The following is a 13,468-nucleotide window of genomic DNA, read 5'->3' as shown; positions in this document are numbered from 1 at the left end:
TCATGGCATTGTTCGAATATTTCCCGAATTACATCTGGAACCTGTCGGTCGCGATCGCGCTGGAAAGTGGCGGGCGGATCGGCGAGATCGTCGATATGTGTCAACCGATCCGGGACGCCGCCGCGTCGGGTTCGGATGCCGGCACGCCGCAATTCATGGCTAAATGGGTCGAGATGGGCGACAAGCTGATCGGCCTGGCGGATGAGGATGAGGCCGCCGGGCGCGGCTACTCCGCCTCCGACAAGCTCGAGCGCGCCTCGCTCTATCTGCTCGTGGCCGAGCGGATGCAGGGTCATGGCCATCCGGGCCGCGCCGAAACCTATGCGCGCGCACTCGACACCTTTGCGCGCTCGACCCGGCTCGGTTCGATCAACCGTGAGCGGGTCGAGATCCCGCTGACCACCGGCACCATGCCCGCGCTCTACACTCGCGCCGAAGGGCCGGGGCCGCATCCGGTGGTGGTTTATTGCAACGGCCTCGATAGCTGCAAGGAGCTGCTCTACTGGTCGCGCCTGCCCGAAGCACTGGCGAAGCGCGGCATTTCGACCCTGTGCGTCGATCAGCCGGGCACGGGTGAGGCGCTGCGCCTCCAGAACCTCCCCGTCGACCCGCACAGCGAGAATTGGGCGAGCAAGGCGATCGACTGGCTGGAAACCCAGCCCGACGTCGATCCCAAGCGAATCGGCATGACCGGCATTTCGCTCGGTGGTCATTTCGCCCCGCGCGCGGTCGCCTATGAACCGCGCTTCGCCAGCGGCGCCTGCTGGGGTGCCAACCACAATTGGGCCGAGGTGCAGCAGAAGCGCCTGAAGCGTGAGGGCGAGAATCCGGTCCCGCATTACTGGGCGCACGTCATCTGGGCGTTCGGTGCCGAGGACATGGACGACTTCCTCGCCAAGGCGGAGGACATGAACCTCAACGGCCATATGGGCGGGGTGAAGGTCCCGTTTCTCGTCACCCATGGTGCCAAGGACCGCCAGATCAGCGTCGATTATGCGCAGGATTGCTATGACCAGCTGGTCAACTCGCCGCGCCGCGAACTCAAGCTGTTTACCGATCGCGAGGGCGGGGTCGAGCATGTCGGCGCGGACAATATGAGCTTTGGTCGCGACTATATCGCTGACTGGTTCGCCGACACGCTCGGCGGAAAGCTGTCCTGATGCGGCTCGCGACACTGCGGCGCGGCGGGCGCGACGGGACGTTGGTGGCGGTCAGCCGCGACGGCGCGCGGGTCGCGCCGGTCGCGGGCTATGCGACGCTTCAGGCCGCGCTCGACGATTGGGATGCGGCACAGGGCGCGCTGACCGCAGCGGCCAACGCGGCGGAGAGCGGTGAGGCGGTCCGGCCGGACGATTTTGCCGCGCCGCTGCCGCGTGCGTGGCAATGGCTCGACGGATCGGCCTTCGCCAATCACGGCGCGCTGATGCAGCTCGCCTTCGGCCATGCGCCGATCGAAACCGATCTGCCACTGATGTATCAGGGGATGAGCCATCACTTCATCGCGCCGACCGCCGATGTGCCGTTTCCCAGCGAGGCGGATGGTATCGATTTCGAGGGCGAGTTCGGCGTCATCACCGGCGACGTGCCGATGGGGTGCTCGGCTGCCGACGCGCTGGCTCATGTGCGGCTGGTGGTGTTGATCAACGACTGGTCGCTGCGCGCCATCGCAATTCCGGAGATGAAGACCGGCTTCGGCTGGGTGCAGGCGAAGCCCGCGTGCAGCGTCGCGCCGTTTGCGGTGACGCCCGACGCGCTGGGCGATGCCTGGCGCGACGGGCGCATCCACCTGCCACTGACGGTCGAGGTCGATGGCAGATGGTTCGGCAGCCCGAATGGCGCGGCGATGGGCTATGGCTTTCACGAGCTAATCGCGCACGCCGCGCGCACCCGTTCGCTGCCCGCCGGCACCATCATCGGGTCGGGTACGGTGTCGAACGCGGAGCATGAGACGGTCGGATCGACCTGCATGTCCGAACGCCGCGCGATCGAGATGATCGCTCACGGCGCGCCGCAGACGCCGTTCCTGGCCTTCGGCAGCCGCGTCGCGATGCGGGCAGGGGAGGGCGCCTCGCCCTTCGGCGCGATCGATCAGCGGGTTGTGAAGGGCTAACTCCCGTCCGAAATCAGCGTCCCGCCATCGACCACGATCGTCTGGCCGGTGGTAAATCCGCCCGCATCGCTGGCGAGGTAGAGCGTGGTCGCCGCAACCTCGTCCGGCGATCCGGCGCGGCGTAGCGGCGTCATGCCCAGCCGCCGCGCGGCGCGCTCCGCGCTCGACAGGATCGCGCCCGCCCAGTCGGTCGCGATCAGCCCAGGCGCAATCGCGTTGGCGCGCACCCCCGACGGCCCCCATTCGACGGCCAGGTTGCGGGCAAGCTGCGCCAGCGCCGCCTTGGTCATCCCGTAATGGCCCAGCAGCGCATTGCCGCGCAGCCCGGCGATGCTCGACAGCAGCACGATGCTGCCCCGCCCCCGCGTCGCCATCGCCGGGGCGAGATGGCCGGTCAGCCGCAGCGGGTGGAGCAGGTTGATCGCGTAGAGCCGCTCGCGATCGACCTCATCCAATGCGTGCAGCGGCGATGCCCGCCCGGCAATTCCGGCATTGCAGACGAGAATATCGATGCCGCCGGTCTGCGCCTCGGCCTGCTCCGCAAGCCGCGCGATCGCCGCAGCGTCGCCAACGTCGGTCGGGATCGAGATGCCGCCCAGTTCACCGGCAAGCACATCGCACGCCACCGCATCGACATCGGCCAGCACCAGGCGCGCGCCTGCGCCCGCAAATAGCCGCGCAATCGCCAGCCCGATGCCTCGCACCGGCCCGGTGATCGGCGCGGTCCGCCCATCCAGGCGAAAGGCCGATAGGGCGTCAGAGGTCGGCAAGCACTGCCTCCACCAGCTGCGTCAGGCTGCCGTCATGCCGAAAGCCGAGCGCGTCGGCGCGGGAGGTGCGCAGCTCGGGATAGCTCCCGAATGTCGCGCGCGTCGCCGGAATCTCCTCGAACCGAATGCCCGATACATCGCCATGGCGCGACAGTTCCGCCACCAAATCGCCGATCGTCACGCGCAGCGCCGGTAGCGTCACCGCCGCCTGAGCCGCCCGTTCGCCCAGCGCCGCGGCCACCAGATTGGCCGCGCAGCAGCGCACCGACATCAGCCAGCTGGTTGAGTCCGCAGCCACCGGCACGCACAGCGGCGTACCCGCCATTGCGGTGTGGAAGATATCGCTCAGAAAGGCCGAACCAAACCCTCCGGCCGCGGCCGGGCGGGCAACGATCCCCGGCAGTCGCAGCGCAAAGCCCGACACCGCGCCGCGCCGCATTGCATCGGCGAAGGCCAGCTCGACCATGCGCTTGTGCGTGCCGTAAACAGTCGTCGGCGTGGGGACCGTCGCATCGTCCACCGGATCGGGCAGCACGCCGCCGAACACCGCGATCGACCCCGCGATCACCAGTCTGCGCCCGCGCATCGCCTCGATCAGCGCCAGCGGCACGTCAAGGTTGATCGCGCGTGACCCCTCGGGATTCCGCTCGGCTGCGCCGCCAGGCAGCGCGGCAAGGTGCAGCACCGCGTCGATGTGCGGCGCCGTCAGCGCTGCGATCACCGCCGGATCGGTCAGATCACCCGCGAGGGTTTCGTGCCCATCGAACACGACCACCTCCCGGTCGGCGAGCAACAGCTCGATCTCCGGATGCTGCGCGGCGAGCAGCCGCACGACCGCCCGGCCGACGAACCCCGCCGCGCCGGTGATCGCGAGCAACATTACCGCTTCAGTTCCGGCGCGAATTCGCCGTCGATCAGGATGAAGGCGATGCGGCAATTGGCGTCCGAGCGGTTCGACCAGCCATGGTTAGTGCCGCGTTGGATCACGATATCGCCCGCGCGCACGGTGGTCTCGCCCTCATCCATGATCAGGACCAGTTCGCCCTCCAGCACGATGCCGTAATCGATCGTTTCGGTGCGGTGCATCAGCGCGTGGCGGCTGCCCTCGCCATGATGCGCCGACGCGTCGCCCGCGCCCACCTCGGCGAAATGCGCCTGCGCCTCTTCGGGCGACATGGTGCGGATCTCGTCGCTCTCGGGCGGGATGTCGAGCACGCGGATCCGGGTGCCGCCCTTGGGCGGGGCGAGCTTGATGCCGTCCTCATGCGGCTCGCCCGAGGCGGCGTCGATCAGGACCGGCGTCTGCTGCGTATTCCAGATTTCGTGGAACATCGGACCCGCCGGGCCGCCGATCTGCTGAACACGCGGCGCGGCACCATCCTCCTGGATGATCGCGCGCCCGCTGGTATCATGGCCAGTAACGACGCGACGGACTGGTTTGGTCATATTCATGCTCCTTGAGTGGCGGTGCCGCGACGCAGCAGCGCGATAATGGCACCGGTTGCTGCCGCCGCGGCGTAGAAAAGGAAGACGCTCGACAGGGCGCCGAGCACGCCCGACAGCGCGACCGCGACGATCGGCGCCACGAACTGGGCGAGGAAGAACGATCCGGTCCACACGCCGGTCCCGCGCCCGCGCGTCTCTGGCGGAAGGCGGCGCAGCACCCAGGCGAGCATCGTCGGAAGCATCAGGCCATTGCCGATCGAGATGACCACGGCGCACGCCGCAGTCAGCGCAAAGCTTATCGACAGCGCGATCCCGACATAGCCGAGCGCAACCAGCGGCAGACCGATCGCGAGCAAGGTCTCGCCCGACCAGCCCTTGAGCCGCCCGAACAGCATCGACCCAGCCATCACGCCCAGGTTCGCCGCCGCACCCGCCAGCCCGATCGTGGCGGGCGAGGTGACCCCGGTCGCCTCGATCACCGGGCCCAGCTGGACGATCAGCGTGTAGAACAGCATCCCGATGCCAAAGGTGATCGCAACAAGCATCGCGATACCCTGCGCCTTGCCCGCAGCAGGAGTCGCCGCAGCCACCGAAGCCTTCGCCGGTTCGAACAGGATAATCGCCGCGGCCCCCGCGACCGGCAGCGCCAGCAGATACAGCCAGAACGGCCCGCGCGACCCCAACGCCTCGCCCAGCGCACCGCCCGCCGCGATCAGCACGATCGCGCTGACGCTTGCCGTGGCGATCTGGATCGACACCCATTTCTCGCGCCGCTCGCCGGTGAAATAGTCCCCGACCAGCGCGGTCGCGACGGTCATGATGATCGCCTCGGTCACCCCGAGCGCCACGCGTGCAGCGAGGATCATGCGCAGGTCGCCGAGCAGCAGCGGCAACAGCCCAAACCCGGCATAACCGACCAGCGCCGCGATCAGCAGCCGCTTGCGCCCCAGCTTGTCCGACAGCCACCCGGCGACGGGCGAAAACAGCGCCACGCACAATGCCGGAATCGTCAGCGCCATCGGCACCAGCACCGCCGCACCCGGCACGCCCGCAAATTCGCGCAGCAGCAGCGGCAGCACCGGCACCAGCGCGATGATCGCCATGGTCGGCATCACCGCGGTGAGCATCAGGATCACGCCATGGCGGGTCGTCGCTTGCTGGGTCATCGCGCGTTCCTCAGATCGGTCGGGCTACGACTTCGAACATCTCGTGCGTCGCCTTGGCGTTATCGATCGGCGGCCCCTTGCCGAGCTGGCCCATGCAGATCGCAAGGCTCGAGCGGACGATGTAGGCGCAGCGATCAAAGCGGCGGTTGCGATAGGCGGTCAGCGCGCTCTCGACAGTATCGTGCCGCGCGAGTTCCTCGGCCAGCACCAGACTGTCCTCGATCGCCATCCCAGCGCCCTGGCCCAGATGCGGGGTGGTTGCGTGCACCGCGTCGCCCAGCAGCGCGATGCGGCCGCGATGCCATTCGCCTTCGACCAGCATGCCTTCGAGCGGGCGATACACGACGCCACTGTCGTCGGTGACCAGCTCTGAGAGCTCGCGGATGTACGGCGCGCAGCCCGCCATCTTCGACCGCATCACCGCCGCCAGCCCCTCGCGGGGGTAGCGCGGATTATCGGGCTCCGGCGTGGTGACATAGATATACATCAGCGCTTCCGACACCGGCACCAGTCCGACGCCGGTCGGCCCGTTATAGACATGCAGCGCGTCAAGATCGGCGGGGCGGGGCAGGTTGTAGCGCCACACCGCTTGCCCCGTGAATTGCGGCCCGGCCAGATCGGGGAACAGCGCCGCCCGGGTCTGCGAATAGACGCCGTCCGCGCCGATCACGAGGTCGAAGCGCGCCCGGCCGCCATTGGACAGCGTCACATCGACGCCGCTGCCATCGTCGTTCAACTCCGTCGCGGTGACGCCGAGCAGCACCTTCGCGCCGCTGGCAATGGTGCGGTCGCCCAGGATCTTGTGCAGCGCCGGTCGGCCGATCCCCATGTTCGCGGGATAACCATCGACCAGTCGCGGGGTCGGCACGCGCGCGACCTTGACCCCGGTGGGCGTGAAAATCTCGACCGCATCGAATCCGACGCCGGACGCGACATATTCGTCGATGAGCCCCAGCTGCGCCATCGCGCGGATCACGTTCGATTGCTGGATGATGCCGACGCCATAGACAGACCAGTCGGGATCCCGCTCGATCACGGTGACGTCGAAACCCTTGGCGCGCAGCGCGATGGCGGCGGTCAGGCCGCCAATGCCGCCGCCGATGACGAGAATGTTGCCGGATTTCATGTTCAGTCTCTCAGAAACGGTCGAGGTCGTTGGCGAGGGTGATCGGCCCAGCAAAGCGCGCGCGGACCTGGGCGATATAGCCCTGGGTGCGGACGGGGTCGGGGGTGCCGCCCGCGAAGTGCGTGATGACCACCGCCTTCACCCCGGCACGTGCGGCAAGATCGCCGACCGCTTCGGGCGTCAGGTGATGGGTCGACAGATGCTGCTCCAGCTTCTGCTTGGCCGGGGCGGGCATGTTCGGCGAATTGCGGGCGACCGTCGCCATCGTCGCGGCCATGTCGATCATCTCGCTGACCAGCAAATCCGCACCCTTGGCGAGCTTTTCCACCGCCGCGCTCGGCCCGGTATCGCCGGTATAGACGATCGACCGGCCGGGCAGGTCGAAGCGCAGCGACAGCGACTTGTAGTTGCGGTCCTCGATGCTGCCGGGTGCGAAGTCATAATGGCTGTTCTGCGCCGCGGTGACGGTCATGCCGTCCACGGTCATCCTGTCCCCGTCAGTCAGCTCGATCACCGTCACTGTGTCGGCCGGCGGCGCCCAGGGCTGGCCCGGAATGCCATAGCCGACGCGCGCCGCGGGCTGCATCGACGCGACCATCCCCGCAACCAGCTCCCGCGTGCCCGGTGGGCCATATACGGTCAGCTTGTCGGCCACATTGGTCTGGTTGCGCAGGCCCAGCACCGCCGACAGGCCACCGGTATGGTCGGTGTGCAGGTGGCTCAGAAACACTGCGCGTACGCGGGGCAACTGATAGCCTGCCTTGGTCAGCTGCTGCACCGCGCCATCCCCGGCATCGACCAGATAGACGCGCCCGTCATGGACCAGCGCATTGGCGGGCTGCGACCGGTCGCGGCCCGCCACCGGTCCGCCCATCGTGCCGAGGGTAATGAACGCATCGCCCTGGGGCGGCGCCTGCTGTGCCGTTGCAGGCGAGGCCGCGAATGCCGCCGCAACCGCCAGCCCCAGAAACGACGCGCGCATCAGAAGTCGAACCCGACGCGGACGCCATAGGTGCGCGGTGGACGCAGCGTACCGACCGGGAAGTCGAGGATCGGGCGGGTGCCCGCGCGCGCCAGCACTTCCTCGTCGGTCAGGTTGTTGACGAAGCCGGTGACGCTCCACCCCTGCTGGCTGCGCAACGTCACGAACGCATCGGCCATCACGAACCCGTCCTGCTTTTCCTCAGGGCGATAGTTGGAGTTCATGAAGCGGCTGCTCTCGATGTTCGCCCGCGCACCGGCGATGAAATCGAGGTCGCCGGTCAGCTCGAACGTCCGCTCGTAACCGACATTGATCGCCCATTCCGGCGAGTTGACCGTCGGCTTGCCCGAACAGTCGATGTCGTAGAAGCGGGCGTTGTTCACGCCGGGATTGGCCGCGCGGCTGCCCAGCGTGCGGCAGCCGGTGGTCACCGGCGCCCCGGTCGGCGAGAAGTTCGCCGTGACCAGGCTGTCGTACTTGCCCTTCAGATACTGGATGTTGAGATTGAACAGGTCGTTGCGGCTGGGCGCAAAGCGCGCCTCGAACTCGGCACCATAGATGTGCGACTTGCCCGCATTGACGGTGATCGAACCCTGCGCGAACACGCCGCTGCCAGTCGGCACGCCGCCGACAAAGGTGATCTGCTGATCCTTATAGTCCCAGTAGAACGCCTCGAAATTCAGCTGCAGCTTGTTGTCGAGGAAGCGGTTCTTCGCGCCAACGGTATAGGCGGTCAGCGTTTCCGGGCGGAAGGTGTTGTTGGGCGGCTGCGCAACGAAGAAGCCACCCGCCTTGAAGCCAGTCGCGACGTTGGCATAGATCAGCGACGCCGGACCCGCGTCGAACTCGACGCCCGCCTTCCAGGTGAACTTCTCGAAGCTCAGGCTGCCGGTGAACGGCACGCTCAGCGGCGGGTTGATCGGGCCAGGCAGGCCGCCCGATGCGGTCGAGGTCAGCTGCTTCTTGTCCTCGCGCGTGTAACGGCCGCCCGCAACCAGACGCAGGCTGTCGCTGAGGTCGAAGGTCAGCTGGCCGAACGCCGCGACGCTCTCGGTGTTGAGGCGCGGGGTGAAGCGTGTGGTCGAGATATTGCCCTGGCGGAAGAAATTCTCGGTCGCCTGGTTCTCACCGAAATAGAAGCCGCCGATGACATAGCGCAGCTTCTGGTCCTCGTTCGACGACAGCCGCACTTCGACCGAGGTCTGCTCGGCGAGGTCGGTGATGTCGCCTGCGAAACCGGGCAGGTAGGTGCGGAAGCGCACGTCCGACCGCCGCCAGGCCGGCAGCACGGTCAGCGTGCCGAAGCCGAGATCGCCGACCACCGTCGCGCTGACGCCATAGAATTCGTTGTCGAGGAATCCGTCGCTGCCCGGCAGCGCGACGCAGCCGCTGGTCACGAACCCGCCGGCGCCGCCGCAGAAGGGCGGGGCAAAGATCGTCGAGGCGAGCTGGCGGATCGCGGCCTGCGCGCGCGGGTCAGACACGCTGACGCGATCCTCCAGCGCCGGAACGGTATAGCGCGCCTCGGGCAACAGCACCGCGCCCGAACCCTTGCCATGCTGATTGTAGTAGTCGGCCACCAGCGTCATCGACCAGCGGTCGGACGGTTCGATCAGCAGCGACGCGCGCACCGCCTCGCCCTTGTCGTCGTCATAACCATCGGAGATATAGCCGTCGCGATCGACGATCTGGCCGGCGACGCGCAGCGCGACCGTGTCACCGATCGGCACGTTGAGCGCGAGGAAGCCCTTCTTGCTGTCGTAATTGCCATATTCGAACAGCGCCTCGCCACCGAACTTGCCGAGGATCGGCTTTTTCGGGAGGACGTTGATCGCGCCGCCAGTGGCGTTGCGGCCATACAGCGTACCCTGCGGCCCCTTGACCACCTCGACCCGCTCCAGGTCGTAGAACACACCAGCCGGGGCGGTCGGGCGGCCAACATAGACGCCGTTGAAGTTGAACGCGACGGCGTTCTCCGAGAACGAGTTTTGCGAGTTCGTGCCGACGCCGCGCAGGAAGAAACTGGTCGTGCCGCCGGTCGGCTGGACCACCAGCGAGGGGACGAGCTTGCCCAGATTGGCGGTTTCGGTGATGCCCGACTGCGCCAGATCGTCGCCGGTTACGGCGGTCACGGCAACGGCGGCGCGCTGCAGCGACTCCGACCGGCGCTGCGCGGTGATGACGATGTCCTGGAGACCGTCGGCTTCCTCGGCTGCGGCCGGGGCGGCAGGTGCCTCCTGCGCAAATGCAGGCGTGGCATGGGCGACGAGGATCGCGGTCCCCGCGAGAAGCAATTTTTTCATCAGACAACCCTCCCTGGGCGCCGCTTCGCTGAGCGCGCCTCTGCATTGAGGATGGTCAAAGCCGATCAATTATCATAACGATTTGTTTCTATGGTTTTGCACAAACGGAATTGATGGATGCGGCTCGATCAGTTCGACCTCAACCTGTTGATTGCATTCGATGTCCTGATCGACGAACGCAGCGTTACGCGTGCTGCCCAGCGGCTGAACCTGACCCAATCGGCGATGAGCGCCGCGCTCAAGCGCTTGCGCGAGTCGTTTTCGGACGAGATTCTCGTCCAGCATGGCAAGCGCATGGTTCCCACCGCCGCTGCGCTGTCGCTGGCCCCTCACGTCTCTGCCGCGTTGCTCAACATGCGCGCCATGCTTGCCAGCGGGATGCGGTTCGATCCCGCTCATTCCCAGCGCAAGTTCCGCATCGTCGCGTCGGATTACATCACCACCGTGCTGCTCGGCCCCGCCTTGCGCTTGCTCCACAAGGTGGCGCCGTTCATCCAGATTGAGATCACGCTGCCGCGCTCGGATATTCTGGAAATGCTCGACGATGGTGAGATCGACCTGTTGATCTCGCCCGAACAGTTTCTCAGCCCCCACCACCCGCGCGAATTGCTCTTCGAGGAACGGCACGTCGTGGTCGGTTGTTCGACCAATCCGGTGATGCAGCGGCCACTGGACGCCGAGGCCTATTTTGCCAGTGGCCATGTCGCGACCAGCGTGTCGCGCGACGGCACGTTCATCGACAATTTTCTGCGCGGGCAGGGCGAGCAGCGCCGGGTGGAGGTGGTCTGTGCGGCCTTTTCGCAGGTTCCGTGGATCTTGCCGGGCACAACGCGGCTAGCGCTGATGCATGAGCGGCTCGCGCGGGAGCTTGCGCCTCAACTCGGGCTGATGATTCAGGAGCCGCCCTTCCCGCTGCCGCTGATGCGCGAAATGATGCAGTTTCATAGTGCCCGTTCTTCCGACCGCGGGCTGGCCTGGCTGTGCGAGCGACTGCAGACCGCGGCGCGCGCCGATCGGGCGCCTGTTGCCGGGTAGCCGGACCAACCCGGGCAATTTTCAACTCCGGAAAGCGGTCCCGCATGCGTTGGCTTGGTGCCATCCGATATACCATCGGCTTGAGCGGCTGGGTGACCAATATGCCCCGGCGCAATTGTCGCTCCGCCCCGGCAGGTTCCTCGCGCAGACCGTTATTCCGAAGCTTCCCGCGCGTCGAACGCGGCCTGGCTGGCATGGATCGCCGCTTCCTGATCCACCACCCAGCGCCCCAGATCCTGGCCGAGCGCGGCCAGCGAATGCCCCAGCGGTGTGAGCGCATATTCGACCATCGGCGGAACCGTGGGACGCACCGTCCGGGTCACCACGCCATCGCGTTCGAGGCGGCGCAGCGTTCGGGTGAGCATCTGTTGAGATATCCCCGCGACAGCCCGGCGCAGTTCATTGAAGCGCAGCGTACCCGACGCAAGCACGACGACGACCGGCAACGTCCATCGATCCCCGATCCATTCCAGATGGCGCGCCACCTCCTGGCATCGGGCGGGGTTATGCGTCGTGGAAGCGGTCATATCCATGTGACTAGGTCTCGAAAATATGCGTTCTTGGCGGGGCGAAGGGGCACTCTACGTGGTTTGGGCCACGTAAGACAGGAACAGGCCCCATGCACCTACTTCATCTCGATTCATCGATCCAAGGCGACGCTTCGGTCAGCCGCACCCTTTCCGCCGCGGTCGTCGAACAGCTGCGCCGGTCGCACAGCGGATTTGAGCTGTCCTACCGCGATCTCGGCGCACAACCGCTGCCCCACTTGACCCTTCCCGGCTTCGCCACGCTTGAGGCGACCGCCACGCTCGACGCGTTTCTTGCCGCCGACATCGTGGTGATTGGCGCTGCGATGTACAATTTCGGGATCCCCACACAGCTCAAAAGCTGGTTCGACCACATTCTCATTGCCGGCAAGACTTTCCGCTATGGCGAGAACGGGGCCGAAGGCCTGGTCGGCTACAAGCGCGTCCTGGTCGCACTCGCACGCGGCGGCCACTATGCCGATGGCTCGGCTGCATTGGAACATGCCGAAACGCATCTGCGAGCAATGCTTGGCTTTATCGGCATCGCGCAGCCCGAATTCGTGATTGCCGAAGGTGTCGCCTACGGGCCCGAACAGCGAGAAAGGGCGATCGCATCGGCGCTAAATCAGGTTGCTGCAATCCAGGGCGACCTTACGCCGGCGTGAAGCCGATGACTTGAATGCACCGCAAGATGTCAGAAGAGCTTCCAGATTTTGTAGGGCGGGATGTGGGACGTAATCTGACTAGATCGTCCGAAATGGCGATATTCCGCCAGTTTCCGTTTGACGTCGTGACCCTACGGGAGGCGTCAATACGGCAAATAACCAAGGTTTTCCGCCATTCTCTATGCCAGAGATCAGCGCAGGTGTACTCAGCGGATGTACTCACACTCACACTTGTAAGCGAGTTCGGTCCTTAGATGCGGCAAAGCTGTGTTGTAAAGGCGGCCTTGTAATCAAGCGCTGTGTGGACATCGCAGGGGTCGCAAGTTCAATCCTTGCCATGTCGACGATAAAAAGCCTGCTAATCAAATGGGTTAGTGGTATTTTACTAGCTGGCGGAAGATGCTGATCCGGTAGTTCTCCGGTAGGTGCTTGAAACGTTATCTGAACATAAAGGAAGCAGCGCCTCGCACGCCTGGCTGACTGAGGCGCGATCCGAAGCGAGCTCGACAAGCTCAATTCGTCGTCCGCCATATTCGTTAAATTCGGCCCTCCAGCCTACTAGCGCACTCGCCCGAAATCGACCGTTTGTCTACGCTCAGGCTGAATGGCCGGCTCTAGAGAAAATTCGCTATTTGGCACTTTGTTAGGCACTGGTCTAGCTGGTCAAATTCCCGAGTGCAGCATTTACTGCCACCTGGATCACCTTGCGCGTGACCTCATCACGCCCCAACTCGCGCGGCTCGACCTTCTGGATCATGTGTTTGCGGCGGAGCGAGGCAAACCCGTAGATCGTCGACCAGAGTGCAAGGACGCGCACTTCGATCTCTTCTTCGCTGAATCCCTCGAGCGCCTCGCGCACGGGTTTGACGAGCGCCTCATGCCCCCTGTCCTGAAATTCGACGAGCGCCGGATCTGGAGCCGGGCTGGTGAGCTCGCTCTCGTACATCAGCTCGAGAAGTTGCGGGCTGCGGGTCGCGAAGTCGATGAACTGCATCCCCATTCGCACCAGCCGCTCTTCCGGCGTCCCGACTGAGGTCGCTTCGGCTGCCGCGTCGGTGATCTCCGCATAGCCGTCGATCGCCAGCGCGAGCAGGAGCGCCCGTCGGTCCTTGAAATGATGATAGGGCGCTCCGGGAGACACGCCGACCGTGTTTGCCAAGGTCCGGACCGAGAGGGAATGGTGCCCATGTTCGGCGATGTACGCGCGCCCGGCCCGCAGCAATTCTCCCCGCAAATCTTCCCGGTGATAGGTTTTCGCCTTGGTCGCCACGTTCTCTCCAGCCTCTTCGATCGCGCGTTGTTCTGGCTGATTAGCCCCAAAAAAGCTTCTTGCCAAAC

At 65.6% G+C, this 13,468-nt stretch carries 13 protein-coding genes; 4 read left to right on the top strand and 9 right to left on the bottom strand.

Features of this window, described 5'->3' with window-relative positions; translation table 11 throughout:
• Positions 1-2: 2 nt before the first annotated feature.
• Both ACO05N_RS17025 and ACO05N_RS17020 read left to right on the top strand, forming a co-directional pair.
• The gene (locus tag ACO05N_RS17025; protein ID WP_422058174.1) at positions 3-1,160 is read left to right on the top strand and encodes an alpha/beta hydrolase family protein; all 1,158 of its coding nucleotides are present in this window, start codon (positions 3-5) and stop codon (positions 1,158-1,160) included.
• On the top strand, positions 1,160-2,110 hold the full coding sequence (locus ACO05N_RS17020) for a fumarylacetoacetate hydrolase family protein (protein WP_422058173.1): 951 nt from the start codon (positions 1,160-1,162) through the stop codon (positions 2,108-2,110). The genes ACO05N_RS17025 and ACO05N_RS17020 overlap by 1 nt, the downstream gene beginning before the upstream one ends.
• Here the strand turns inward: ACO05N_RS17020 and ACO05N_RS17015 are convergent.
• The 7 genes from ACO05N_RS17015 to ACO05N_RS16985 are packed head-to-tail and all read right to left on the bottom strand — an operon-like array spanning position 2,107 to position 9,903.
• Positions 2,107-2,880 carry an SDR family NAD(P)-dependent oxidoreductase gene (locus ACO05N_RS17015; RefSeq protein WP_422058172.1) on the bottom strand — a complete coding sequence of 258 codons (774 nt, stop codon included), beginning with the start codon at positions 2,878-2,880 and terminating at the stop codon, positions 2,107-2,109. The two genes, ACO05N_RS17020 and ACO05N_RS17015, sit on opposite strands and share 4 nt — an antisense overlap.
• Positions 2,867-3,760 carry an NAD-dependent epimerase/dehydratase family protein gene (locus ACO05N_RS17010; RefSeq protein ID WP_422058171.1) on the bottom strand — a complete coding sequence of 298 codons (894 nt, stop codon included), beginning with the start codon at positions 3,758-3,760 and terminating at the stop codon, positions 2,867-2,869. Before ACO05N_RS17010 ends, ACO05N_RS17015 begins: the two co-directional genes overlap by 14 nt.
• Complete coding sequence (locus tag ACO05N_RS17005; RefSeq protein WP_422058170.1) at positions 3,760-4,326, bottom strand: cupin domain-containing protein; 567 nt, start codon at positions 4,324-4,326, stop codon at positions 3,760-3,762. The genes ACO05N_RS17010 and ACO05N_RS17005 overlap by 1 nt, the downstream gene beginning before the upstream one ends.
• A 2-nt stretch (positions 4,327-4,328) precedes the next feature.
• The gene (locus ACO05N_RS17000) at positions 4,329-5,492 is read right to left on the bottom strand and encodes an MFS transporter (protein WP_422058169.1); all 1,164 of its coding nucleotides are present in this window, start codon (positions 5,490-5,492) and stop codon (positions 4,329-4,331) included.
• 10 nt (positions 5,493-5,502) lie between these two features.
• On the bottom strand, positions 5,503-6,618 hold the full coding sequence (locus tag ACO05N_RS16995) for an FAD-dependent oxidoreductase (protein ID WP_422058168.1): 1,116 nt from the start codon (positions 6,616-6,618) through the stop codon (positions 5,503-5,505).
• A 10-nt stretch (positions 6,619-6,628) separates the two neighbouring features.
• Positions 6,629-7,600 carry an MBL fold metallo-hydrolase gene (locus tag ACO05N_RS16990; RefSeq protein ID WP_422058167.1) on the bottom strand — a complete coding sequence of 324 codons (972 nt, stop codon included), beginning with the start codon at positions 7,598-7,600 and terminating at the stop codon, positions 6,629-6,631.
• Entirely contained in the window at positions 7,600-9,903 is a 2,304-nt protein-coding gene (locus ACO05N_RS16985) for a TonB-dependent receptor (protein ID WP_422058166.1), read from the bottom strand. The genes ACO05N_RS16990 and ACO05N_RS16985 overlap by 1 nt, the downstream gene beginning before the upstream one ends.
• A gap of 117 nt (positions 9,904-10,020) precedes the next feature.
• Between ACO05N_RS16985 and ACO05N_RS16980 the strand changes: the two genes are divergently transcribed.
• Positions 10,021-10,938, top strand: coding sequence for a LysR family transcriptional regulator (locus ACO05N_RS16980; RefSeq protein ID WP_422058165.1), 918 nt, complete (start codon positions 10,021-10,023; stop codon positions 10,936-10,938).
• A 152-nt stretch (positions 10,939-11,090) separates the two neighbouring features.
• On the opposite strand, the gene ACO05N_RS16975 is transcribed toward ACO05N_RS16980, so the two are convergent.
• Complete coding sequence (locus ACO05N_RS16975; protein ID WP_422058164.1) at positions 11,091-11,465, bottom strand: winged helix-turn-helix transcriptional regulator; 375 nt, start codon at positions 11,463-11,465, stop codon at positions 11,091-11,093.
• Between the two features lie 92 nt (positions 11,466-11,557).
• Between ACO05N_RS16975 and ACO05N_RS16970 the strand changes: the two genes are divergently transcribed.
• Positions 11,558-12,130 carry an FMN-dependent NADH-azoreductase gene (locus ACO05N_RS16970; protein WP_422058163.1) on the top strand — a complete coding sequence of 191 codons (573 nt, stop codon included), beginning with the start codon at positions 11,558-11,560 and terminating at the stop codon, positions 12,128-12,130.
• 655 nt (positions 12,131-12,785) lie between these two features.
• Here ACO05N_RS16970 and ACO05N_RS16965 read toward each other — a convergent pair.
• Positions 12,786-13,400 (bottom strand): TetR/AcrR family transcriptional regulator, encoded by a 615-nt coding sequence (locus ACO05N_RS16965; RefSeq protein ID WP_422058162.1) that lies wholly within the window; start codon positions 13,398-13,400, stop codon positions 12,786-12,788.
• Positions 13,401-13,468: the final 68 nt, after the last annotated feature.

The organism is Sphingomonas sp. (genome assembly GCF_965227385.1).
Lineage (GTDB): Bacteria > Pseudomonadota > Alphaproteobacteria > Sphingomonadales > Sphingomonadaceae > Sphingomonas.
The sequence above is the reverse complement of the archived record's forward strand: the minus strand, read 5'-3'. Positions and strand labels throughout refer to the sequence as shown.

What these genes read in the sequence shown, in the direction of transcription:
- ACO05N_RS17025 (WP_422058174.1), top strand. Translation starts at nt 3, where the DNA reads ATGGCATTGTTCGAATATTTCCCGAATTACATCTGGAACCTGTCGGTC.
- ACO05N_RS17020 (WP_422058173.1), top strand. Translation starts at nt 1,160, where the DNA reads ATGCGGCTCGCGACACTGCGGCGCGGCGGGCGCGACGGGACGTTGGTG.
- ACO05N_RS17010 (WP_422058171.1), bottom strand. Translation starts at nt 3,760, where the DNA reads ATGTTGCTCGCGATCACCGGCGCGGCGGGGTTCGTCGGCCGGGCGGTC.
- ACO05N_RS17005 (WP_422058170.1), bottom strand. Translation starts at nt 4,326, where the DNA reads ATGACCAAACCAGTCCGTCGCGTCGTTACTGGCCATGATACCAGCGGG.
- ACO05N_RS17000 (WP_422058169.1), bottom strand. Translation starts at nt 5,492, where the DNA reads ATGACCCAGCAAGCGACGACCCGCCATGGCGTGATCCTGATGCTCACC.
- ACO05N_RS16995 (WP_422058168.1), bottom strand. Translation starts at nt 6,618, where the DNA reads ATGAAATCCGGCAACATTCTCGTCATCGGCGGCGGCATTGGCGGCCTG.
- ACO05N_RS16990 (WP_422058167.1), bottom strand. Translation starts at nt 7,600, where the DNA reads ATGCGCGCGTCGTTTCTGGGGCTGGCGGTTGCGGCGGCATTCGCGGCC.
- ACO05N_RS16985 (WP_422058166.1), bottom strand. Translation starts at nt 9,903, where the DNA reads ATGAAAAAATTGCTTCTCGCGGGGACCGCGATCCTCGTCGCCCATGCC.
- ACO05N_RS16980 (WP_422058165.1), top strand. Translation starts at nt 10,021, where the DNA reads ATGCGGCTCGATCAGTTCGACCTCAACCTGTTGATTGCATTCGATGTC.
- ACO05N_RS16975 (WP_422058164.1), bottom strand. Translation starts at nt 11,465, where the DNA reads ATGACCGCTTCCACGACGCATAACCCCGCCCGATGCCAGGAGGTGGCG.
- ACO05N_RS16970 (WP_422058163.1), top strand. Translation starts at nt 11,558, where the DNA reads ATGCACCTACTTCATCTCGATTCATCGATCCAAGGCGACGCTTCGGTC.